Here is a 22,350-nt window from a genome sequence, read left to right as displayed (position 1 = left end):
TAGAGCGTTGATGAACAAAAGAAGTTCGAAAGCCTTCACCGTTTCCGAACAGACTCAATGGTCCGAATTAGCAGCGGGTTAGCGGCATTGCCTCGACCGAACACGACCCTGAAAATTCTGCACATTCATCCCTCGGATGCCGGGTGTCAATCAATGCCCGCCGTCATCGTGATCCAGACTAATCGGACTTCCATGCACATTGACCTGAGGCTTTCCTGAGACCCGTCGAACTTGCAGGTCGGGTCGGCGAAACGCATCGAGAATTACATTGCACACAGTCGAGCAAATTCGTGAAAAATAGCCCTGACGTGCCATTTCCGATGCGCTGCGGGTATTGCCGATTCACGGTCTTCGCAAACGATTAGTGAGCATCGCCACGCATGGTCTGACGGGCGCAGAAGTAGTTCACGTACTACCGCGTCCGAAACCAACCACTCGAATCAGAACTTGCAAATCCCTCCAGTTCGAGCAGAGGAAGAGTGGCACGAACCTGAGCTATGAGCAATCCCGATTCCTCGGACAACTCACGCGTACTGCGAGACCCCGTTCCCGGCAATGCTTCGTATACCAATCGAGAATTGCCTCGCAATGCGTCGATGTCACGCGTCGCGGCCGCATCCTCCGCGGAATCCCCGACACCAAATGGGCCTGACGCTTCGACTACATCCACGGCATTGGACACGAGTTGCGCTTCACCTTCTCGGATCATCCGGTGGCATCCGGTCGACGATGCCGAGGTAACCGGTCCGGGCACCGCCATCACGGGACGGCCTAACTTCCGAGCCCAATTGGCGGTATTGCGTGCACCACTGCGCCAACCCGCCTCGACCACCACTACTCCGTCCGACAACGCAGCTACCAGTCGATTCCTTGCCAGAAACCGGAACTTTGCAGGTGTTGTGCCCGGTGGATATTCACTTATCACTGCACCCGAACTCGCTATCTGTTTGAGTAGTCGCGCATGCCCTGACGGATACGCTCGATCGACCCCACAGGCCAAGACAGCCAGTGTGGTTCCACCTACGCCCAATGCAGCGCGGTGCGCGGCCCCGTCGATACCGAAGGCCGCCCCGGAAATCACGGTCCACCCGTCGACAGCCAGGTCACCGGCAATCTCTGCCGTGACGTGTTCGCCGTACGCAGTAGATGCCCGCGTGCCCACAATTCCAACCGATCTCTCGGTCAGATCAACCAAATCCCCGGACCCCAACACCCACAACACAAATGGTGCCGTCTCACCCCCGGAGGGATCGAGTCCGTCAAAGGAAAGCATTCGCCACGCCGGCCAATCGGCGCAGTTCGGTGTTACGAGTCTGCCACCCATCGCCTCCATCAGGTCGAGGTCTCGTTGGGCTGTGTCGATGTGAGCGCGGGCTCGCGTCTTCTCCTCGATCGCGGGTGGCAGATCGCCGTTGCGAACCGCCCTCGCAGTTTCTTCGACCCCGAGCTCGTCGATCAACATGGACATATACGCGCTGGGCCCTTGCACGACGCGGGACAGATATGCCCAGGCAAGTAGTCGTGGGTCGTGTGCAGTCATTGGAATCCCCTGTCGCGGAAGTCGAGTGCGGTGACAACTTGATCTGGTCCGGGCATCGCCTCACCTGCCAGATCGGCGACACTCCAGGCAACCCGCAACGCTCGGTCCGCCCCTCGAGCTGTGATCACCCCTTTACGTAGCGCCCGTTCCACCGGCGCCAGCGCCGCACGCGAGAGTCTGAACTTCTGTCTCAACGCCGGCCCTGGTACCTCCGCGTTGGTCCGCCACCCGTACTCACTCCACCGCTGGGCCGCAGTGTCTCGAGCTGCCGCCACGCGCGCACGAACATCGCTGGTGCTTTCCCCCACTTCGTCGATCAGCGCTCCGGTTGCTACCGCCTGCATCCGGACCCTGATGTCGACTCGGTCCAACAACGGGCCAGACAATTTCCCCAGGTAACGGCGACGCGCCGCGGGTGCGCAGACGCAGTCCGCGTCTCGCGGCGGCGCGCATGGGCACGGATTCGCGGCCAGGATCAGCTGGAACCGCGCCGGGTACCGGGCAACTCCGTCCCGCCGGGCGATTCGCACTTCCCCGTCTTCGAGTGGTGTGCGTAGCGCTTCGAGCACCTTCACCCCGATCTCGGCACATTCGTCGAGAAACAGCACGCCGCGATGGGCGCGGCTGACCGCACCAGGACGAGCCATCCCACTACCACCACCCACCAGCGAACTGACCGACGAACTGTGATGCGGCGCAATGAAAGGCGGCATATCGATCAACGGCCGATCCTCCGGCAACACCCCCGCCACCGAATGAATCGCCGTCACCTCCAACGACTCCCCCTCCGTCAACGGCGGAAGAATCCCCGGAAGCCTCTGCGCCAACATCGTTTTCCCGATCCCCGGCGGACCCGTCAACATCAAATGATGCGCACCCGCCGCAGCAACCTCGATCGCCCACCGAGCATCCGTCTGCCCGACAACCTCACTCAAATCCCGCACCGCCACCACACCAGCACGCTCGAAAACATCAGGAACAGCAAGCGCCAACTCCCCACGCAACCACCCGATCACCGCGGACAGATCGTCAGCGCCCAGCACCTCGATCCCCTTCACCAAGCCCGCCTCAGCCAACGCCCGAGCCGGAACCACCACAGTCCCCCACCCCGCCCGCTTCGCCGCAAGCACCGCAGGCAACACACCACGCACCGTCCGCAAACGACCGTCGAGCGCCAACTCCCCCAAAAACACAGTCTCCCGCAACAACTTCCGCGGCAACTTCTTCGCCGCATCGAGAACCGACAACGACAACGCCAAATCGTAAACACTGCCCACCTTCGGCAACGTCGCCGGCGACAACGCCAAAATCACCTTGCTGTCCGGCCACTCCTCACCAGAATTGGTCACCGCCGCTCGAATCCGATCACGCGACTCGTGCAACGCCGTATCAGGCAGCCCCACCAAATGCACCGCAGGCAACCCGCGCCCGATATCCGCCTCGATCTCCACGATCTGCCCGTCCACACCACTGACCGCAACAGAATGCGCCCGCCCCAACGCCATCAGAACGCATCCACAAAATGCTCGACCGAAGGCACACCGTCGCGACCGATCAACACCGCCACCACATCAAAACGCACCCTCGACCACGACCGACCCGAATCAGTGAGCCACTGCATCGCCAACACCCGAATCCGACGCTGCTTCGCGAACGTCACCGACTCCGCCGGACTCCCGTACCCGACACCCGACCGAGTCTTCACCTCCACGAACACAATCCGATCACCGGACGTCGCAACAACATCCAACTCGCCGTACCGACAACGCCAATTGCGTTCGACAATCTCCAAACCCGCATCGATCAGGAACTCGACAGCCACATCCTCGCCCCGAGCCCCCAACGCCATATTCCTCGCCATCGCAGCCCCCACCACTCACACGACCGCGCGCCCGCCCCATACGAAGCGCGTCCCAACCACCACCCTCAACCCACCACCACAAAACCAAGCCATCCGAAAACAACCTGTTGACAACTCAGAACCTGTGGACAAACTCAACATGCACTGGCTATTTGTCCCGTGCGTGATTTTCCAGAGAATTGGGAGGCCACCCATGGATACCGCCAACACCACAGCTTTCGACAGGTCACGGGGACTCTCCCTCGACGATCTGCTCCCCGAGTCTCAGCGGGTACACACACCGGAACCCGAGTACGAGATCTACGAGCCGGAACACCTGCCGGCCACCCGCAGGCATCGCCCCCGCTGGCGTCGATGGACGATATACGTTGCGCTCGTAATGCTCACTCCCCTAGTGCTTTCGGAGATGATGACCCTCTTACACCGATGGTTCACGCCACCTCGGACATCGTTCATGGTGCAAGACGAAGGCCCGATCGTTTATCAGTACGTCGATCTCGACCACATCAGCCGATACATGATTGCAGCAGTAATCGCTCACGAAGATCAGCGACTTGGTATGCGAGCTGGTGGGTTTGAGATCAGCGACTTGACCTCTAAGGCAAGGGAATACATGGACGGCAATGCTGGAGTAGGTGGATCAACCATCCTCCAGCAGTTGGTGAAGAACATCTTCCTCTGGCCTGGACGTAGTGCTATCCGTAAGGGACTCGAAGCAATTATGGCGACCGAGTTCAGCTACTCGATGTCAGACCAGCGGATCTTGGAGCTGTACCTCAACTACACACAGTTCAGTTCTGACCTTTACGGGGTCTGTGCTGCGAGTTGGTACTACTTCAACACCCCGCCTTGGTTCATGAGTGAGTACAACGCCAACCAACTATCGGGAGACTCCCTCTACCCGCATACATCGAACGGGAAGCAGACGGCGGGATCTACCTCGGGCCCGATGCTGATCAGCTCGCGATTGAGAAGGTGGACATAGCCGCGAGGTTCAACCCTGGTTCGATAGCTGCGCTTGGTGGATGGGAAGGCACGGTTGCAACCGTGGGGATTCCCGACTCCGCACTCGACCACGCGGAAGATCGCGGCGAAGATTCTTGCTCGACCATGCCTGACAGCGTTGCTGAGCGATTGATCTCAGACGGATTCCGCTGAGGTTCACCCCGCGCTAGGGCACTCGGGAGGGAGAGGTCCAGTTCCGTCGAAGGGAACGAAGTTGTAGTCGCCTCCAGACGGCGGAATGTAGCCGAAAACGCTGAAACACGGCCGCAAAAGATCCTCAACTGGAATCTCTTCCGCTCCTGGGGGCAATACTTCGAAGTCAGCCTGGGTTGGGTACACCCGACAATCAACACCTGGAAAGTCGGGGAGATAGTGCTGGATACAAGCTTTTGCGAGATTTTGCATCACGACCGGATCGGTGGAGTCGGCAACGTAGCTGACGTGTGCACGCGCACGCGGGTAGACGCCTGATTCTCGATAGTCCCGCACATTCGCGTCAACGAATCCCTCGTCGCCGTCTTCTGGCACCGGAGCGCGCTCAATTCCGTTCGGCCAGGATCGGTTTACGCCAGAGTTTTCATCCTGATCGGATGAACAAGCCACCCCAGACGCAAGTGCCAATCCGATCAACGCAAATGACGCGGCGAACCTGTAGCCAGTTGACCTACGCAACACTGCACTCCCTACTAGATATGAAATCTTGGAACGCTCAGAAGAACGTGTATCCCTGGCGTGTCACCGAGAACCCTGTATCGGTCGAATCATTGCGGCAGCTAACCCCGGTATCAGCATCCATTGCGCACGTGAAACCCAGCACCTGAATCTGGCTGCCGTACGGGAAGATGTATGGCTGCAACTGATCACGGGTTTCCATCTTCGATACGCCAGCGGTGATCGCGTAGACCGAGGTCTTCCCTGTCTTGTCTACGGAGATTGACGTGGCTGGAATCTCTCTATCCGATCCACCATCTAGAGGGACAAGCAATCCAGTGACGAGCGGCTCGCCTTGTGGGGCTGAACAGTGCGCACTGTCCGGGGTGATATAGCACATGAAATTGCCACTAGGACTAGCGATTCGACAGACGCCGTTGGACTCGCACATCCCTGGCGACACTTGCTGCTTGTCAAAGAGACCCGCACCAGACACCGCCGTCGTTGATGGAGGCTCGGTTGTCTCCACCACTTCGGTTACTGAGCCAGGTGTTGCATTCGCCCCCGGTAAAACCTGGTTCGATGAAGAAGGCGCAGATACCGCCTGACTCGCATCCGTATTGCCGCGAGTAAGCGCCACCACGACAACGGCAAGCGCCACTATCACCACAAGACAGACACCCAACGCAATGAACAGCGGAGTGTTGTTACGTGATGGTTGTTGAAAAGGCTGCTGTCCGCCTGGCGGTGCGGGATATCCCACGTCGGTTTCTCCTTGCAGTAAGTCTGGTCGTCAAACAGTAGGGCATAACCGACAAACGTGATTACGAGACACTCTGAACTAGCTGAGGCGACGCCTCGCTGCGTTGGTCGACGTAGTCACGCCAGTACTCAGGACGTGGGCAGTAGTTGAAACGAAGGTTCGTCTCGGTGCCTGCTGTCTGGATTAGAATTGCCGTAACCACCAACGAACGCCAACAGCCCCCCTCGCTGCACGCTGAGGTCTTCGATCTCATTCCAATCGCAGTGTGTCTCGCTGCTGAAGAACAGACTCCCCCAGTTCTTGATCATCACGCCGCTCTCGTTGAGCGTCATGGAGTGCAGGTTGTAGACGATGGCCGTTACCGCTATGGAGATCAGGACGACTACTTCCATCAACTGGAGGATCGCAATCGGTGTCGTGTCCCGTGGATTCTGAGTGCGGAGGAAGCACGCCAGACCGTAGATGAATCAAGCAATCAGAAGGCCAACCAGAATCAGCCCAACTAGACCAAAGAGACTGCGCCGGATCATGATTGGTTGGTTACCCATATGTTCTTAACGTACGACAGCGAGACGATTTAGTCACTACCACACATATCGACTTTCAGGTTGAAGTTTTACGAATAACGCTCGGGTTCCCTATTTACTTCAACTCTGGTCCCTGGAAAACGAACGCGCTTTACAATCCATTCCAAGTTCTATCGAATCACTGCACTGAGAGAAACGGCACTATGACTAATCAACCCTATCGCCCGCCTAATCGCGAGCCGGCATCAGCGGAAGCATGGCGGGCCCGTAACCAACAACCTCCTCCACAAATCCAGCAACCAACACCGGCGCCACACTTCGCGGGTGTCCCCCCAGTCGGGCAGGCAGCGGTGTTGTCTGCACTGCCTACCAATTACATGCCCAACATGATCGCGGGTCTACTGGCGTGCGTCGGGATAGTGGTCGGCAGTCTCGGACCATGGGCGACCTTCCTCAACTTCTCGAAGGCAGGGATCGACGGCGATGGCATGTTGACCATGATCCTCGGCGTCATCGCGGCAATCGCACTCTTCAGCATTCTTTCCAGGGGAGGCAAGGCCAAGTTCGGCGACCGGTGGGTTGCCCCTGCACTAGGCGCAATCACCCTTGTCATCGCAATTGTCGACGCGGCGAACCTCTCCAACCAAGAAACCACTGTCTTGCGATCGACCATCGGACCCTCGATCGGATGGGGCCTCTGGGTCGTCCTACTCTGTGGCGCTGCGCTCTGCGTCACCTCATTCACAGTGGCTCGGGCTATGGCAAAACGCTCGTAACGACCTGGCCGCCAAAAAGCCGTAGGAGCGTATTTAACGATCTCCTACGGCTTTACGGCTAACAACCTGGGTTCGTACACATTGCAGATTTGATCTAGTACACAAGAGGCTTCAGCGTGACCGCACTCCAACATGCTGCACAGTCACCGTCGTCGTCTTCCCTTGCAATGTGGCAGTCTTCTGGCAGATCCCTTGGTCTTTGAAGTCTCCAAGTACGTACTCTCGGTGAGATGGACTGTTCATCCAGGCAGCAACAAGACTCGCATCGTCGGGGTATGACTTCGCAAGGTTCTCCCCCGCAGTTGTGTAGCGGTAGCCGGCCTTCTCGATGAAGGTCCAGGAAGTCACGCCATCTGGTGAGGTATGCGCCCAATAGTCCTGTGCGAGCATGTGATCCGCTTTGGCGCACGCACTCGATCTGAGCGTTTCATTTGTTGTGAAGGGTTGTTTTCCTGCTTTGGTTCGCTCGGCGTTGACCAAGGATTCGAGGGGATTCGGGATAACTTCGTCGGTAGAGACGGCGGCGGGTTCAACTAGCGTTGGTCCGGTTCTGTGGACCGTGAACACCCCAGCGAGATTCAAGATCCCTACGAATCCGATTCCGCCGATCAGCATGATTAACGCAACGATGTCGAGTGGGCGGAGTGTGAATTTGAAGCTTCCAGACTTCATGACTTACCCTCAAGGCGCTGATCTCAGCGAGTGCTGCTACCTCAGCATCATCCATTGATTGACCACTACCTTTGACAGTAAGTGCGGCGTCTATCGCCGCAGCGCTACCGACGACCGAGACTTCGTCAGTGCGATACTCAATACTAACGGTGGCGTAGTACGCACGACCATAGACACCGTCGTAAGTGACGCCGCAGATACGGAATTGCAAAGGTCCGACTGTGAGGGTTTGTGGAAAAGTCCCCATCCTAGATCTCTTCCTCGACGATCACCGTCCACTCACCATTCCCCGAAACATCGAGGTAGTAGCCGCCAGATGCCTTGTACATCAGCGTATCTCCACATACTGGAGCCATGGCGACCTAAGGGATTCCGCCGTTCTTGTCGAGGGACTTACCCTCTGTCATCACATAGATGTTCACGAACGGGCTGTACTCACCGTTCACTGTGTAAGTGATCCGTTGCTTGGAGCTGTTCAGCTGAAAGATGTCATTGTGCTTGCTTGTCGAGCCGGACAGCTCGATGACCTTGCGCCAAGACTTCTGTTGCGCGGGTGCTGGTGTCGAGGTTTCAGTCGGAACTATGAGGCCAGTTGGTTGGTCGGTCTTTTGATTGAAGGCTGCGACGGCGACGGAGGCGACGGAGGCGACGATTAATGGTAGAAAGACTACGAGGCCGCGGCGGTTCTTATTAGGTTGATCGTATGAACGCATATTGAATTGATTCCTGCTTATTTACTATGCAAATAACTTTGAGCCAAACTAATCAAAAACGCAATAGCGAAGCTATCCTGGCCTGTGGAAAACTCGTGCGTTACCCTGCACAATAGACGAATGACCACAGGCCAGGAGTGACTGCACTCGTTCAGCAATAGCTCGCGTAGTCCGCCGCAGCTGAACTCTGACGCGAAGCACTTTCTGAATCGTCAAGCATGATGAACCTCAGCACAAGGCATTCATCTTCGCTGTATGTGACTCCCCTGGTGTATCCACCTCCAGGTGAATCGTCTGTTTCATCTTCCGAACAGGAACCGACCATCCAGAAGAGCAGAAGCATTCCTAGCACCACTACAACGACCTTGCCCATAGCCGATCCCCCTCTTTAAATGAACGATTCTCACCACGAAGTCGTAGAGCATCATGAAATCGTTACATCTCGGACAAAGCACGATGGATGAGCTACTTACCGCCAACTCCAGGGTTCGGCACCACTGGCAATTCCCGCGCCCGATCGCGTGCCGACTGTCGCGCAGCCTTCAGAGTTGGGAAGAAACTGTTGTGCGCGTTGGCATCCAAGTTAAAAGAACCGTCCAGGCTTGAGATGAGCTGGTGCTCCAATACCCAAGGCTCGGGGTTCAGAACCCACGAGACCAACGCGTTCTCAGCCATCCACTCGGACAGCACCTTCTCGCCTGCAACGAACGTCAGCCGTTTGCCTGAACCAACCAGACGCAGCTCGACCCCCAGTTGATCCGACATTAAGCACCCGAGAGCCAGCCGCAACGTCGAACCTGCGGCATTGCCCCTGTAGTGAGTCTTGATCCGAGTCCGAAGAGTCTGCTTGCTCGGAGCTTTCCCATTAACGAGAAGTGCTGATGGGCTGATCCCCGGATACAGCAAGGTCAGCCCGTCCTTCTTCGCACACCCTGACGTGTTGATCTCAGCGGGCAACTCTCGGAACCACCAGCCGTAGGAACCTGGAGTGGCCGGCACGGGGCACGGAGTTGTTAGAACCTGAGCGCGAGTGTGGGGGGACGCTGCCAGGTAAAGGGTGCTTTCCTCCATGGCAGCGCCAGTGGTGGGGTCAGGTTCATAGCGAGGATGTTCGCATAGTTGTCTGACAGTGAAGGACGATCGGTCGGATCTGCTTAAATCAGCGGGTGACCCTTGAGAACGTCGACAAAGACCCCGACTTGCGGAAGTCGAATGACCTCGAACCGATTGACATATCTCGGGTGCCGTGGGTCCGTGCAATACTCGGCGGGGTCATCGGAATCGTGCTCGCAGTGGCGGCCGGATTGCTTGGATTCACACTGTTCGGCTGGATTGCCGGAGAAAACGAGAGCGAGACCAAGGCTGCATCGGCTGGAGCATGGGCCAGTGCAGTTGGTGCCACGGCTCTTGCCCTCGCGTCGGTCTGGTTGGCTGTGCAGGCCAACGGCCAGGCACGGGAAGCCGAACAGCGGGCGAAGGACGAGGCTGCCCTCACAGCTCGGCGGCACCAGGAAGAAATCGATGCTGCTGAGAAACGATTGAAGGTCCAACTTGACGCCGCCGAAGCTCAAAACGAGCGCGACGCTGAAGCGGCTGGAGAACGGCACCGTGAACAGATGAACACCCAGAAGGCTCGCTACGAGGCAGACGTCACCCGGATCGCAAAAGAATCCAACGACCGGCAGCGTGAGGAGGTTCGCCAGCGCGAGTACAACTCCGCTCAGGCAATACTCGGCGCTCTCGGCAAGTTCATCGCCGGCGTTTACAACCAGTCCGTGTACTCGAAACCAGCGACGGCATCACTGAGGACCTAGGGAATTCGAAGACTATGTCCGATCCCGACAAGACTCGATACACAGTCCAGATGATCATCCGAAACGAGACCAGTCAGATGGCACTGCTGGGCACGGTGAACGACTGCATGATGACTGTCCGCACTGCGATGTTCCAGATCACCACTCCCGAACTCGTCAAGGCGGTGTCGAGCGTGTTTAAGAACATGCAAGAGCAGCGAAGTGCTTTACCACGGCTGACCAAGACAACGACTGGGAAGAAGCTCTACGCAAGACCAACGATGCGAACGAAGCAGGAATGAATCTACAAAAGAAGGCCGCCTACCGATTCTTCGCCGATGACATTGAGATACCGAGTGAGCTTCCTATCGAGTTCGTGATTCAGCCCGAGCGTCGCAAATCGACCGATCCCGCCGAGAAACCCGCAAAGCCATGATTCCGTTGGCACCTAAAAAGTCGCACACATCAGTTCGGTCGTCATAGAACACCGACACACCCAGCTATTACAACAGCAAGCCGCCGCAGTCTGAGACACGTCGCAAACGCTGAATGACTGACGATGGTTACGAGACGCTGTGCGCATATATCGCTGAGCGTAAAATGACTGAGTTCGAGGCCCGAAAAAGAATTGAAGATCGCGGGTCCACAATTGTTGCATCGAGTGGGGCTCTAGTTTCCTTCATCTTTGGGCTAACCTTCCTAGTCAGCGGACTGACCAGGGCGCCAAAGTGACGAGTCCGGTCGCCGTCGTGGTGCTTCTGGTCGCCATGGCCCTCTTCGTCATCGCCTTACGGATCTTTGCTCAAAACTCCACGTGGCGGTCCAGTGCGGCGACAACCGAGACTCTTCGCAACTTCGTCAGCCGCAACGACGCATGGTGTATGTCGGAGTGCGGCGGATCTGCGCCGATACCGACATCGATGTCATCGAATCTCTCGGACGTGCAATAGGAGTTAAAGCCCGCATCGCCACGATAGCGCTGTGCCTACAGGGACTCGCGGGACTCCTCACGACGATCGCGGTCGTCACCACGATCAAGATGAAGACCACGATGCCGACAAGTCGCCAGTCGGTAGAAGGACTATACGTAGTCGGCACTGTGGTCACCGTCGCTAGGAACTGATTCGCCGGTTGGTTCACGCCTTCTACTGCGCCGAGCGGGTCGTAGGTCATCAGCAAGATGTTCACCTGGTTGGCGCACTTGATGGCCTGATCGCTGTAGCCGGAGGCACTGAAGATGGCGATCTATTCATGCGTTCTCCCTATCCTCGAACTCTTCAGGTGAACAGCATCGGTAGCTTCGAGCATATCGGCGAGGTACCTAAGCTGATTAGATGTCTGTTTCGCGCCGTGACTATGGCGAAGTCCTCGACAATGGCGTCAAGTCTAGGATCTTCAAACGGTCCGGGCCTGCGCCAAGGCAGCGAGATCCTCGCTCCCGAGCTGTCGCTCAGCAGCGGCCTTGCCCTTGGCGAAGGCGATGCCCTCATGTTGTAGGACGTCGACGGGGTCACGATCATCGTCTGAATCGTTCCACCGGAATGCCGGTGCGATCCGGCCGTCAAAGGTTAAGACGCGCCAGCCGTTGACGCAATGGCGACAGTTGACGATGTGATTGCCGAGCGGCTGCGGGGCGGTACCGATCGCATCGGCAAGCTCACCGTAGGAGGTCCAGCGCCCCTCGGGGAGTTGCTCGAGGATCTGATGCAATGGTGACCAGTCGAATCCGGCTTGGTTGTCCGCCTGATCTCCCCTGAACTCGGCTCGCACGTCGAAGAGGCTACGACCGTCGTCGAGTTGCCAGTACCTCCAACCGTTCGTGTGCCTGCCTTCACGAACGTGACGCGCTGCAGCCGAGGGGCTCTCGAATATTTGACCACCGATTTCGATGTGCGCCTGATCGGTAATCCGAGCGACGACGTCGCTCGCACCTTTCGGTCGAATGACTGTGCCGGGCTCAAGAATTCCAGCAGCGACGAGATGTTTGATCTCCACCCAAGTCTGACTCTTGATATCTGGATCGTCGATCTTCCCCGTGTGCCCATCAGGTACGGGCCAGGTGATGAGCAGCGCGCCAATCATGGACTCGGTGCGAGCGTCGACAGCGTTCTCGTCCCATGACTGCGCGTCGAGGAAGCTGCGGTTGATCAGAAAGACGTCATGTTCGACGATTCGGGACCGCTTTCCCTTCTCGCCAGTCCAAGGACCGTTCGAAACGCTGCTATTGAGGCTCTTCGAGAGCAAGGTTAGATTGCCGAGCCGGTGGACGTGCTCACTACGGGCAACCTCCGCTTCGAGCCCGCTGACAGGCCAATGCGTCTGCCACTTCTGCGGGAGAACATGCTCGATCGGATTGTTCTGCCGAGGCATGGCCGGGTATCCGTGGCGGGCACGAAGGCTGTCCTCGATGGCCTCCAGATACATCCGCAGCCGGGGCCGTTGGAAGCGGCGATAGACCTGCTCGGTGCGCAGATGTCCCCGGAGTTCTTCGTCGCCCGGCCAGTACGTCGAAGCAACTGACAGACGTGCGAGGTGCGCACTGACGCGTTGCCCGAGCTCAGCGGGCGGAGCGGTTCGATGGGTATGGATGACGTCGGAGACGACCGCACCCAGCTGGGCTGTCGTTAATCGGAGCAACTGGCGTCGGATCACCCACGATTCGAAATAACCAATCACCTTGTCGGCTACGCCCTGCGGTATGTCGAGCGCAGGGTCGTGGACCCAAATTAGAACCGGCTTGAGGAGTTCCATCCCAGCACACTGCATCCGGTATACGGCGCGCTCGGGGACCGACAGGATCCGGCTGGTGTCCGCGGCCCCCAATGTCCACTGCTGATACATTCTGGCCTGGGTCTTAATGGTGGCGAGCAGATCGCTCATCTTCGTGTTCGCCTCGTAGTCGACATGGTGCTTGAAGCGGCTGAACGTCTGCTTCGGCGAGATCTCCTCGCCCAGCCGAGCCGCGAGCCACTGACCAAGGAACAGAGAGCCGCGACTCATCGTCACCCGGCCGACGCTGACATCTGCCTCCCAGAACGCCGTCTCAAAAGGCCAGTCCTCGGCGTATGCCTTCGCAGTGTCGACGCCCTCTGCTTCCAGCCGTTGGAACACGAAGTTCTTGATCAAGTCAGCAGCAGTCAACGGGGTGCCGCGAGCATTGAGCGTTTCGAATATCTCCTGGGAGTTCTCCTGCGCCTTCAAGTCGATAACCACGATCTGAAGCCCTTTGGAGAGAACGTGCACCAGCGCACCGGCACGCGCTTGGTCCACTTCGCCGGCTGAATCTGCAAGCCATCCGGCGACCGTCTGGCAGAAGTACCTGTGCGCGCCAACGATTAACGAACCCGAGTGCGTGAGGTCGGCGTAATCTACCGGGGGCTCAGCATTCATTACCTCCACGAACGCATCCCGATCGCGGTTGGTGTGCAGCAGTTTCAACGTCGGCTCGACAGCAGCGTCATAGGACCTGTTGTGGGTGAGGTCATCAAGCTGCCTCGCGAGGCTGTCGACCCCGAGCTCACTCAGGACCGCAGCAGTGGCATCGATGAGTAGCTGGAGGCTAGTAAGCCGCTGCTGCCCATCGATCACGTTCTTCGTCGGCGTCGATCCGTGGGCCACGTCGTTGGCCTGCAACACCACTGCCCCCAGGAAGTGTTGCGCACCGCTATAGGGATCGCGGTAGCGCAACTCTGCCAATCTTGCGATGTCCCGCCACAGCGGCTGCCACTGGTCCATCTCCTCCCACACGTACGGGCGCTGAAAGAGCGGCACCATCAGATGCTGAGGGAGGAAGAACACCTGCTGCGGGGTGAGTACGGTGGTCTCCATCAATATTCCTTCTCTACGCCGCTCGTCGCGTCGACGGACACTAGGCGCCACCAATCCTGGGTAGTGACGCGGCCAATATTCCTTGGGGCATCATGCCTGCCACCGCAGACAAGTTCGGGCAACTTGGCCGGTAATACCTCGACGCGAGGAGAGCAAGCCGGACCGGTTCACGCTCCCTGATCGGGCGACAGCCTCTCAGGTATCACTTTTAAACCGACTCGGCTTAGGACTGTGCAGCAAACCACCATCTGTTCCCGTGGCCATCGCTACCCCCGCTTGCCCTCAGCCGGACGACCTGTTGACAACCCAGAGCCTGCGGAATTCGGCAAGACCCCCACAATTTTCTGAAATCCTCACAATTTGGACGAAAGTCCAGTAGAACTAGTTACAGTTTTGCTCAAACCGTCACGCACCCCGCCGAATGGAGTTCTACATGGCCCGCCGCTCACTTCGCCACGCAGTAGCAACCACTACATCCCTCGTTCTCATCGCCGCCGGCGTCACTGTTGGACTTGGAGCCTCGGTGGCGCAAGCAGCACCGGCATGCGCGCTCAACCAGTCGGTCACCGACAGTTGGGCCGGTTCCCTCGGGACGCCGTACACCGTCAGCAAGGAGGTTGTCGGCGACGGCAAGGTCGCCCCGGGACAGACGGTCACCTACCTGACAAAGGTTTCCGGTTCGGGAGCACTCGTCAATCAGATCCGCGATTTCCACCCGGCAGGATTCCAGCTGGTCAAGGCTCGCCTGAACGTCAAATGGCTTATCGGCGACCAGAAGTGGGACGACGTCACCAAGACCGTCGTCGTCGGCAACAACTCCGTGGTGGCAAAGGGCGGCGGATGGACCACTGCTGGTGGCGGCATCATCGCATTGGAGACCACCTACAAGGTTCCCGATAACGCAGTTGTCGGCTCTCAGCTCGACAGCGGCGCCGGCACCAACATTGTGCTGGCGGCGGGCGACTGGAACATCAATCCGATGGGCGTGTGCGTCACCATCCGGCAGCCGAACCCCGTCGAGGCGGGCGCCGGAAGCCTCGAGGACATGGGCTTCGGCTCACTCAACTCCGGATCGGGCCAGGTATTCGGTTCCCTCACCGATCCGCAGGGGTCGATGACCAATGTCATCAGCGGTGTCCTGGGCAATGTGCTCGGCAACATGAGCTGACTCAGTTCGAATTAGAAATGGGCCGAGCCACCAGCACATGCTGGTAGCTCGGCCCATTTCTACGTTGCCGAACAAAGCTTTGCCGTCAACCGAGTTCAAGAAATCATCAGCAAATCACCGCGTCAGCTTTCCGCCGTACCGGGCCGGCGTCGTACCGAAGGTTTCCCGAAATGCGGCGATGAACCCGCTACTGGTTCGGTAACCCACCTGCGGGGCAACGTCGTTGACACCCTCACCCCGCGCGAGCATCTCGAGCGACGCATACATTCGGGCGCGAGTCCTCCACTGTCCGAAGGTAATCCCGGTATCGGCGACAAAGGCACGCATCAAAGTCTTGGAACTGACCCCGAGTTCACCCGCCCACTCCCCTAATGTTCGCGAGTCTGCCGGATCGGCAAGGATGCGGGCAGAAACCGAACTCGCCGCAGCATTGCGAGGAACCGCGAGGACGTCGTGCCGTTCGGGCGCGGCAGCAAGAATGTCGTAGAGCAACTCCTGACTCATCAACCGCCGAGCATCGTCGATGGTCCGATCTGCGAGATGGCGGAGCAATTGAGCGGACAGAGCATCGACTTCGAGAACCAGTGGCTGAGTCCACCTGGGCCCGCCAGGGCGTAGATCCGGACGCGCATAGGCCGCGATCATGCATCCCGCCGACAGAAGCGTCATGTCGTGGAGAACGGTGCCCGGCAACCAGACCAAGTGCTCGCTGTGCAGGTGCCACACGTTGCCCCCGGCAGCAATCTGTATCGTCCCTTCACTCATCCAGGCGATCTGATGCTCCGGGTGGCGGTGAGCCCCGTACGCGGTCACGGCCTCCACGACGTTGGTGTAGACCTGAAAATCTTTGAATGTCCGTCCGCGACTATCGGGCAGCGCTAGCAAGGACTTTGGGCGAGTCGAGTACTCGATAGTGGACATTTTGCGTCTTTCTGAGCGTATCCGAGTCCATCCGGAAGGATGGACCGACGATTCCGCAAAGGTTAGCCTCACTTTATTGCCGGCGCTACCAGTTCATTACTTCATGCGGAACTCAGATCATTCGCCCACCACCCCGAAGGAGCATGCACGTGCCCTCACGTAGCACCCGAATCCTCGCCGCCTTATTCACGACGGCCGCGATCATCGGGTTCTCGACCGCCTGTGGAACCTCGCAAGGCGTCGACACCGCATCAGCGCTCCAGACCAACGACGCATTCCCCGTGACGATTGAGCACGCACTGGGTTCGACGACAATCGACGCCGCACCACAGCGCGTCGTCACACTCGGATACACCGATCACGAACCACTGCTTGCCCTGGGAGTTGAACCCGTCGGAATGGCCGAATGGTGGGGCTCCGGCCTGGATGAAAGCTGGCCGTGGACGGAGGACTACTGGAAGGGAAAGACTCCGACCTACATCAACAGCGGCGGAGACTTCAACTTCGAGCAAATCGCCTACCTCGCACCAGATCTGATCCTCGCGCTGTACGCCGACATCGACACGGAAACCTACAAGAAGCTGACCTCGATTGCGCCGACTGTCGCGCAGAGCAAGGACTACGACGCGTACACAACGCCGTGGACCGACATGACGCTCACCGCCGGGCGCGCCCTCGGCAAAGGACCACAAGCTCAGCAACTGATCACGGATACCGAAAACGCGTTTGCCGCCGCTCGCGCTGCACACCCGGAGTTCGCCGGGCAAACCGCAACGATCGTCAACCTCGACACTCCCGAGGGATACGTGTTCTCGTCGCACGACCCACGCGGCATTTTCCTCTCGTCACTCGGGTTCACCCTCCCTGCGACGGTCGACGCATTCGTCGGCGACCAGTTCGGCGACTGGCTGCCGAACGAGCGATACGACATCCTCGAACCCGTTGATCGTTTGATCGTGATGGCCGATCCGGAGGGAGAGAAGGCCCTCGCCGACAACACGCTCTACCAGCGACTACCCGCCGTGAAGAGCGGAAATGCGATAGTCGTGCGGTACACCGCAGATCCACCCGTCGGCGCGGCGATGTCCGGCAATACCGTCCTGAGCATTCCGTATGCCATCGACCAACTGACAGCCACGTTGTCGAAGTAAACAACAGGGCAGGTATCGAAAATATGTTCGAAGAGTGTTAGCCTCGGGGTCAGGAAGCACTCACGGACATCGAGGATCACCATGGACGAGGTACCGGAGACAGCGCTGGATCTTGCACGACTCGATCTGGCTCGACTGGTCGACGAGCTGACGGTTCTCGACCAGCGACGCGTCGACATCGGCGAGAGTTTGGTTCATCTCGAGTACCTCTACTCCCAGATGGGCGCACGGCAACAGGCAGATGCTGCCCGAAAAGCCTTCCAGGAGAAGTACGTCGGACGAATCTACGAACTCGCAGACGGCCTGCGAACCTGAAAAGGGGTTGCACACAACCACTGACCGAGCGCATGGTCATTCCTGCACGACACACCGGACCGATCGGTTCGGCTGTGAACTATGTGGGAGAAATCTGATGGAGAAGATCACCAAGAGGTTGTGGAACTGGGCATCGATACTCGACGAGAACACTCGCGAGCAAGCGCTGCGTACGTCCCAGATGCCTTTTGTCCGTCCACATCTGGCGCTTATGCCGGATGCGCACCTCGGTGCGGGAGCGACGGTGGGTTCGGTCATTCCGACGGAAGGCGCAATCATGCCCGCCGCCGTCGGAGTCGATATCGGCTGCGGAATGATCGCGGTCAAAACCCAGTTCAACGCACGCAACCTTCAAGGCCGCGACCTGAGCGTACTTCGCCACAGCATCGAACGCTCCGTTCCGCTCTCGGCAGGTGTCTACAACAAGACGCTGAGCGACACGGCGAAAATCCGCATCGCAGAACTCGAGGCAATGGCGGGCGATCGCCTGGCCTTCTACGACAAGTTCAAGAACAACTGGAGGTTTCAGCTCGGAACGCTGGGCTCTGGTAACCACTTCATCGAGGTGACACTCGATGAAAGCGACGGCGTCTGGCTGTTCCTGCACTCGGGCAGCCGCGGTATCGGAAACAAGCTCGCGCAGCATCACATCAAGATCGCCAAGGACTTGTGCGAGCGGTGGTACATCAACCTTCCCGATCCGGATCTTGCCTACCTGGTCGAGAAGACACCCGAATTCGACTCGTACATCACCGATCTCAACTGGGCTCAGCACTTCGCTTTGCTCAACCGCGAAGAGATGATGGACCGCGTCGTGAAGGACTTCGCGCATTTCATGGGAGACGGCAAGCCCGCGATCATCGACGAAGTCGAGCGGATCAACTGCCACCACAACTTCACCCAGAAGGAGTTCCACATGGGCAGGGGTGTGTGGCTGAGCCGTAAGGGTGCGATCAAGGCAGACGAGGGCACGCCCGGGCTCATCCCCGGCTCGATGGGGACGGCGAGTTACGTCGTCGTCGGGAAGGGAAACGTACCGTCGTTCAAGTCCAGCCCCCACGGCGCGGGTCGGGTGTACGGACGTAACCAGGCACGCAAGACCTTCACCATCGAAGATCTCGACAAGGCAATGGTCGGCATCGAATACAAGCGTTCCGCGGCGTTCCTCGACGAGATCCCGGGTGCGTACAAGGACATCGACGTCGTGATGGACGACGCGAAGGACTTGGTCGAGATTCGACACACGCTGCGTCAGATTGTGAACGTCAAGGGCAACTGACCCCGCACAACTCCGCGAAATACGAAGTGCCCCGCCGATATCGGCGGGGCACTTCGTTGTCGAGATCAGTCCGGCAAGCGCAGATCAGTCAGGAAGGCGCAGATCCGGCTTGTCCAGCTCTTCGATGTTGACGTCCTTGAAGGTCACGACGCGTACGTATTTCACGAATCGCGCCGGGCGGTACATGTCCCACACCCAGGCGTCGGACATCCGCAGCTCGAAGTAGATCTCCCCGTCTGAATTGTGGGGCAGCAACTCGACCGTGTTGGCCAGGTAGAAACGTCGTTCGGTCTCCACGACGTAGGAGAACTGTCCGACGATGTCCCGGTATTCACGGTAGAGCGACAGCTCCATCTCGGTTTCGTACTTCTCGAGATCCTCGGCACTCATCGGTTTAGCCAGTCCTCCCAGTTCGTCTGAACGTCCATCATCCCGTACGGCCCGCGCGTTGTTCCAACCGGACTCCCGCAGCCACCACGTTGGCATAGGTCATGCGGTGCTCAGGGCACGGCCCCAGCTCGTCGAGTGCGTCCATGTGCAGTGGCGTGCTGTATCCCTTGTGAATCGCGAAGCCGTATCCCGGATGAGTGTCGTCCATCTCGGTCATCACACGATCTCGGGTCACCTTCGCGAGAACGCTCGCCGCGGCGATGCATGCAGCGGCGCCGTCACCGCCGATGACCGGTAGCGACGGAGCCGTCAGACCCGGAACCCGGAATCCGTCGGTGAGAACGTAGCCCGGTTCGAGGTCGAGGCCCGCAACTGCTCGTCGCATCCCCTCGATGTTGGCGACGTGGATGCCGATCTGATCGACTTCCGCAGCGGGAACAGAGATGACACTCCACGCCAACGCCAAGCGCTTGATCGCCGGGAAAAGCTCCTCGCGCGCACGTTCGGTCAGCTTCTTCGAATCGTCGAGCCGCGCGAGGGCTGCTTGCGGTTTCGGCGCCAGGACACACGCTGCAATGACAAGTGGACCAGCGCACGCTCCGCGCCCGGCCTCGTCGACGCCGGCCACCGGACCGAGTCCGGTTCGCGCCAACGCAGACTCCATCGTCCGCAGACCTGCCGATCTGCGAATGACAACGCGAGGGGGCCAACTACTCACTGTCTCTGCCTACTCGGAACTACGCGAATCCATGTGTGCGGTCCGACAACTCAGTTGCCCTGAATATCAGGCGCATCGATGCCGCCCATTCGCGACGGGGGAAGAACGATGAAACGAGCTTGACCGATGATGTTGTCGATCGGGACGGTTCCCTGGAACTCGTCGTCGACGTGGTAGCGCGAGTCGGCGGAATTGCTGCGGTTGTCACCCATGACCCACACGTGGCCCTCGGGAACGGTGATCGGTCCGAAGCAGCGGCCCGACTTCAATTCGGTGTCACACGTTTGCGTTCCCGGAGTGAACGGGAAATCCATCTTGATGTACGGCTCGTCGAGCGGCTTGCCGTCGACCAGGACTCGGCCCTGATCGTCACAGCATTCGACGGTCTGGCCGCCGGTAGCGATCACTCGCTTGACCAAGTCGTTCTCGTCCGGCGGAACGAGGCCGACCCACGAACCGACCTCTTGAATACCGCGGACGACAACGTTGTCGGACCGATTGGACACATATTTCGTGTTCCACGAATCGGGTCCCTTGAAGACGACGACGTCGCCGGGTTCCGGATCGCCGAAGCGGTATCCGATCTTCTCCACCACGATGCGGTCACCGGTACATCCCGCACAGCCGTGCAGTGTCGGTTCCATCGACTCGGATGGGATGAGAAAAACTCTGAAGACAAATGCCTGAAGGACGATGCTGAGTACCAGCGCTACGCCGATCAGAACAGGGAGTTCTCGCAGAAACGATCGCTGTTTCTTCTGCGGCCGATGTGAGGTCGGTTCCGCGGAACCGCTTGATCCCTCGTGATTCTCGGGTCCGGACGACAATGCCTGCTCCTTCGAAGAATCTGCCACAGAAACCAGATTAGCCCGACACCGCGCGTACGCGATGCCGGGCTCATCGGAAAGATCAGCGCTTTTCCTTGATCTTCGCCTTCTTGCCACGAAGCTCACGGAGGTAGTACAGCTTGGCGCGACGGACGTCACCGCGGGTCAGAACCTCGATGGAGGCCAGCGTGGGGCTGTGAACCGGGAAGGTGCGCTCGACGCCGACGCCGAAGGAGACCTTACGGACGGTGAAGGTCTCGCGAACGCCGCCGCCCTGGCGACGAATAACGACGCCCTTGAAGACCTGCACGCGCTCCTTGGAGCCTTCGATAACCTTGACGTTCACGTTGAGCGTGTCGCCGGGACGGAACTCGGGGATGTCGTCGCGGAGCGACTTTTTGTCCAGGAAGTCCAGGGTGTTCATATGTCATCCTTGTATTTCGCAGGAGCAGAGGAACCGAGCGGCACGCGTTTCGGTCTCCCGAAACGGCGCTCGTCTGGTTCGTGCCCAGATCAAGTGCTGCTGCCTGGTCCAGGCAACCCGTCCATTGTGCCAGACGCGGATACCAGCGGGGAAATCGGTGGCGGCGGAGCTGCGTGGATGGTGTGGTCCAGTTCCTGCTCGGCCGCGGTCATCGCATGTTCGACGCTCGGCGATCCGGCTATCAGATCCTGGACGTAGATCTTGGCCCGGATGACGGGCCGACGCCATTTCCGTTCGCGTTCGAGCGCGCGGTTCATCCGTTTCGGCTTGCGCGTGTACCGCCAGCGAGCCCACGGTGCACCCGGCCGGCTCAGGCGGACCGCTCCGATTACCAGCAACGGGAAAACGAACAGGCCGACGAGCCCCGTCCAGATCTTCCCTTTGAGAATCACGATGGCTGCCAAGGCGAAGTTGATCAACGCGACGAAAACGAAGACCAATTTGATCCACGGATCGCGTTCTTCACGGAATCCGGCGACGTCGAGAAGTTCGAGCGGGCGGAAACCCAGCAGCACCAGACCGGTCACGGCGATCGCGACGAAGACCGCATCCACCGAGGTCCGACCTTGTTCGGACCAGTACACGTCCTTCAGATAGAAGATCAGTGCGAACTCGTCGAGCACCAACGCCGCACCCATACCGAAGATCGCCGCCAGGACGGCACCGGTGGTCTGCGAACCATCGACGTAGACCGCGATCAACGCACCACCGGAGATCATCATGGCGATCACACCGAACACGACGTGATGCACATGCTGGCCTCCGGGCGCGATGTTGCCCGGCCACCATTTCACTTGCGCGCGAATCATCCGGACGCTGAGGCGGATGAAAAGGAAGGCGGACAGGAACCCGAGCAGGAAGAACAGCAACGGCAATCGGCCATGGGCGATGATCTCGCGCTCGAGCCACTCCCGCATCACTGTCCTCCCTTCACCGAATTCATGATCCGACCCTGATCGGATTCATAC

Annotated in this window: 24 protein-coding genes; 9 read left to right on the top strand and 15 right to left on the bottom strand. The window is 58.9% G+C overall.

From position 1 onward, the window contains the following. Positions 1 to 412 precede the first annotated feature (412 nt). The 3 genes from dprA to A0W34_RS12050 are packed head-to-tail and all read right to left on the bottom strand — an operon-like array spanning position 413 to position 3,401. Positions 413 to 1,540 carry a DNA-processing protein DprA gene (gene dprA, locus A0W34_RS12060; RefSeq protein WP_063316579.1) on the bottom strand — a complete coding sequence of 376 codons (1,128 nt, stop codon included), beginning with the start codon at positions 1,538 to 1,540 and terminating at the stop codon, positions 413 to 415. After that, positions 1,537 to 3,045 (bottom strand): YifB family Mg chelatase-like AAA ATPase, encoded by a 1,509-nt coding sequence (locus tag A0W34_RS12055; protein WP_007734866.1) that lies wholly within the window; start codon positions 3,043 to 3,045, stop codon positions 1,537 to 1,539. The genes dprA and A0W34_RS12055 overlap by 4 nt, the downstream gene beginning before the upstream one ends. Continuing rightward, positions 3,045 to 3,401, bottom strand: a complete 357-nt coding sequence (locus tag A0W34_RS12050) for a YraN family protein (protein ID WP_037130401.1) — start codon at positions 3,399 to 3,401, stop codon at positions 3,045 to 3,047. The genes A0W34_RS12055 and A0W34_RS12050 overlap by 1 nt, the downstream gene beginning before the upstream one ends. Positions 3,402 to 3,594: 193 nt before the next feature. Here A0W34_RS12050 and A0W34_RS12045 point away from each other — a divergent pair, with 193 nt between their 5' ends. Beyond that, complete coding sequence (locus tag A0W34_RS12045; RefSeq protein ID WP_165638301.1) at positions 3,595 to 4,386, top strand: transglycosylase domain-containing protein; 792 nt, start codon at positions 3,595 to 3,597, stop codon at positions 4,384 to 4,386. Positions 4,387 to 5,115: 729 nt separating this feature from the next. Here A0W34_RS12045 and A0W34_RS32765 read toward each other — a convergent pair. Beyond that, positions 5,116 to 5,820, bottom strand: a complete 705-nt coding sequence (locus tag A0W34_RS32765) for a hypothetical protein (protein WP_156888920.1) — start codon at positions 5,818 to 5,820, stop codon at positions 5,116 to 5,118. Positions 5,821 to 5,948: 128 nt separating this feature from the next. Next, on the bottom strand, positions 5,949 to 6,212 hold the full coding sequence (locus A0W34_RS12035) for a hypothetical protein (RefSeq protein WP_081557724.1): 264 nt from the start codon (positions 6,210 to 6,212) through the stop codon (positions 5,949 to 5,951). A gap of 488 nt (positions 6,213 to 6,700) precedes the next feature. Here A0W34_RS12035 and A0W34_RS12030 point away from each other — a divergent pair, with 488 nt between their 5' ends. Further along, positions 6,701 to 7,123 carry a hypothetical protein gene (locus tag A0W34_RS12030; RefSeq protein ID WP_232330022.1) on the top strand — a complete coding sequence of 141 codons (423 nt, stop codon included), beginning with the start codon at positions 6,701 to 6,703 and terminating at the stop codon, positions 7,121 to 7,123. Positions 7,124 to 7,234: 111 nt separating this feature from the next. Here A0W34_RS12030 and A0W34_RS12025 read toward each other — a convergent pair whose 3' ends face one another. The 3 genes from A0W34_RS12025 to A0W34_RS33735 all read right to left on the bottom strand — a co-directional run bounded on the left by A0W34_RS12025 (position 7,235) and on the right by A0W34_RS33735 (position 9,579). Continuing rightward, the gene (locus A0W34_RS12025) at positions 7,235 to 7,795 is read right to left on the bottom strand and encodes a CAP domain-containing protein (RefSeq protein ID WP_081557722.1); all 561 of its coding nucleotides are present in this window, start codon (positions 7,793 to 7,795) and stop codon (positions 7,235 to 7,237) included. 362 nt (positions 7,796 to 8,157) lie between these two features. Continuing rightward, positions 8,158 to 8,508: a hypothetical protein gene (locus A0W34_RS12020; protein ID WP_081557721.1), complete on the bottom strand. Its 351-nt coding sequence runs from the start codon at positions 8,506 to 8,508 to the stop codon at positions 8,158 to 8,160. A gap of 465 nt (positions 8,509 to 8,973) precedes the next feature. Next, on the bottom strand, positions 8,974 to 9,579 hold the full coding sequence (locus A0W34_RS33735) for a GIY-YIG nuclease family protein (protein WP_081557720.1): 606 nt from the start codon (positions 9,577 to 9,579) through the stop codon (positions 8,974 to 8,976). A 95-nt stretch (positions 9,580 to 9,674) separates the two neighbouring features. Here A0W34_RS33735 and A0W34_RS12010 point away from each other — a divergent pair, with 95 nt between their 5' ends. The 3 genes from A0W34_RS12010 to A0W34_RS12000 all read left to right on the top strand — a co-directional run bounded on the left by A0W34_RS12010 (position 9,675) and on the right by A0W34_RS12000 (position 11,424). Continuing rightward, entirely contained in the window at positions 9,675 to 10,322 is a 648-nt protein-coding gene (locus A0W34_RS12010; RefSeq protein ID WP_081557719.1) for a hypothetical protein, read from the top strand. 14 nt (positions 10,323 to 10,336) lie between these two features. Continuing rightward, entirely contained in the window at positions 10,337 to 10,603 is a 267-nt protein-coding gene (locus tag A0W34_RS12005; protein WP_081557718.1) for a hypothetical protein, read from the top strand. 512 nt (positions 10,604 to 11,115) lie between these two features. Beyond that, on the top strand, positions 11,116 to 11,424 hold the full coding sequence (locus A0W34_RS12000) for a hypothetical protein (protein WP_081557717.1): 309 nt from the start codon (positions 11,116 to 11,118) through the stop codon (positions 11,422 to 11,424). A 272-nt stretch (positions 11,425 to 11,696) separates the two neighbouring features. Here A0W34_RS12000 and A0W34_RS11995 read toward each other — a convergent pair whose 3' ends face one another. Continuing rightward, entirely contained in the window at positions 11,697 to 14,129 is a 2,433-nt protein-coding gene (locus A0W34_RS11995; protein ID WP_198035692.1) for a GmrSD restriction endonuclease domain-containing protein, read from the bottom strand. 433 nt (positions 14,130 to 14,562) lie between these two features. Between A0W34_RS11995 and A0W34_RS11990 the strand changes: the two genes are divergently transcribed. Beyond that, entirely contained in the window at positions 14,563 to 15,297 is a 735-nt protein-coding gene (locus A0W34_RS11990; RefSeq protein ID WP_007734864.1) for a hypothetical protein, read from the top strand. Positions 15,298 to 15,411: 114 nt separating this feature from the next. On the opposite strand, the gene A0W34_RS11985 is transcribed toward A0W34_RS11990, so the two are convergent. Further along, positions 15,412 to 16,218 carry a helix-turn-helix transcriptional regulator gene (locus A0W34_RS11985; RefSeq protein WP_081557716.1) on the bottom strand — a complete coding sequence of 269 codons (807 nt, stop codon included), beginning with the start codon at positions 16,216 to 16,218 and terminating at the stop codon, positions 15,412 to 15,414. A 143-nt stretch (positions 16,219 to 16,361) separates the two neighbouring features. Here A0W34_RS11985 and A0W34_RS11980 point away from each other — a divergent pair, with 143 nt between their 5' ends. From A0W34_RS11980 to A0W34_RS11970, 3 genes are all read left to right on the top strand, one after another. Beyond that, positions 16,362 to 17,369 (top strand): iron-siderophore ABC transporter substrate-binding protein, encoded by a 1,008-nt coding sequence (locus A0W34_RS11980; protein WP_223304440.1) that lies wholly within the window; start codon positions 16,362 to 16,364, stop codon positions 17,367 to 17,369. Positions 17,370 to 17,450: 81 nt separating this feature from the next. Next, positions 17,451 to 17,684 (top strand): hypothetical protein, encoded by a 234-nt coding sequence (locus A0W34_RS11975; protein WP_058038626.1) that lies wholly within the window; start codon positions 17,451 to 17,453, stop codon positions 17,682 to 17,684. A gap of 97 nt (positions 17,685 to 17,781) precedes the next feature. Next, complete coding sequence (locus tag A0W34_RS11970; protein ID WP_081557715.1) at positions 17,782 to 18,963, top strand: RtcB family protein; 1,182 nt, start codon at positions 17,782 to 17,784, stop codon at positions 18,961 to 18,963. An 84-nt stretch (positions 18,964 to 19,047) separates the two neighbouring features. Here A0W34_RS11970 and A0W34_RS11965 read toward each other — a convergent pair whose 3' ends face one another. The 5 genes from A0W34_RS11965 to A0W34_RS11945 form a co-directional block, all read right to left on the bottom strand. Next, positions 19,048 to 19,353 carry a DUF2469 domain-containing protein gene (locus A0W34_RS11965; protein WP_003942715.1) on the bottom strand — a complete coding sequence of 102 codons (306 nt, stop codon included), beginning with the start codon at positions 19,351 to 19,353 and terminating at the stop codon, positions 19,048 to 19,050. Positions 19,354 to 19,390: 37 nt separating this feature from the next. Further along, the gene (locus A0W34_RS11960) at positions 19,391 to 20,071 is read right to left on the bottom strand and encodes a ribonuclease HII (RefSeq protein ID WP_024487346.1); all 681 of its coding nucleotides are present in this window, start codon (positions 20,069 to 20,071) and stop codon (positions 19,391 to 19,393) included. Between the two features lie 50 nt (positions 20,072 to 20,121). After that, positions 20,122 to 20,925: a signal peptidase I gene (lepB, locus tag A0W34_RS11955; RefSeq protein WP_003942787.1), complete on the bottom strand. Its 804-nt coding sequence runs from the start codon at positions 20,923 to 20,925 to the stop codon at positions 20,122 to 20,124. 55 nt (positions 20,926 to 20,980) lie between these two features. Then, the gene (rplS, locus tag A0W34_RS11950; RefSeq protein WP_003942791.1) at positions 20,981 to 21,322 is read right to left on the bottom strand and encodes a 50S ribosomal protein L19; all 342 of its coding nucleotides are present in this window, start codon (positions 21,320 to 21,322) and stop codon (positions 20,981 to 20,983) included. Positions 21,323 to 21,411: 89 nt separating this feature from the next. After that, a complete protein-coding gene (locus A0W34_RS11945) occupies positions 21,412 to 22,299 on the bottom strand; it encodes a hypothetical protein (RefSeq protein WP_003942742.1) in 888 nt (295 codons plus the stop codon). Between the last annotated feature and the right edge of the window lie 51 nt (positions 22,300 to 22,350).

Source organism: Rhodococcus sp. BH4, from assembly GCF_002079265.1.
GTDB classification, from domain to species: Bacteria; Actinomycetota; Actinomycetes; order Mycobacteriales; family Mycobacteriaceae; genus Rhodococcus_F; species Rhodococcus_F qingshengii.
Note: the sequence above shows the minus strand (reverse complement) of the source record. Positions and strands in the feature narration are given on the sequence as shown.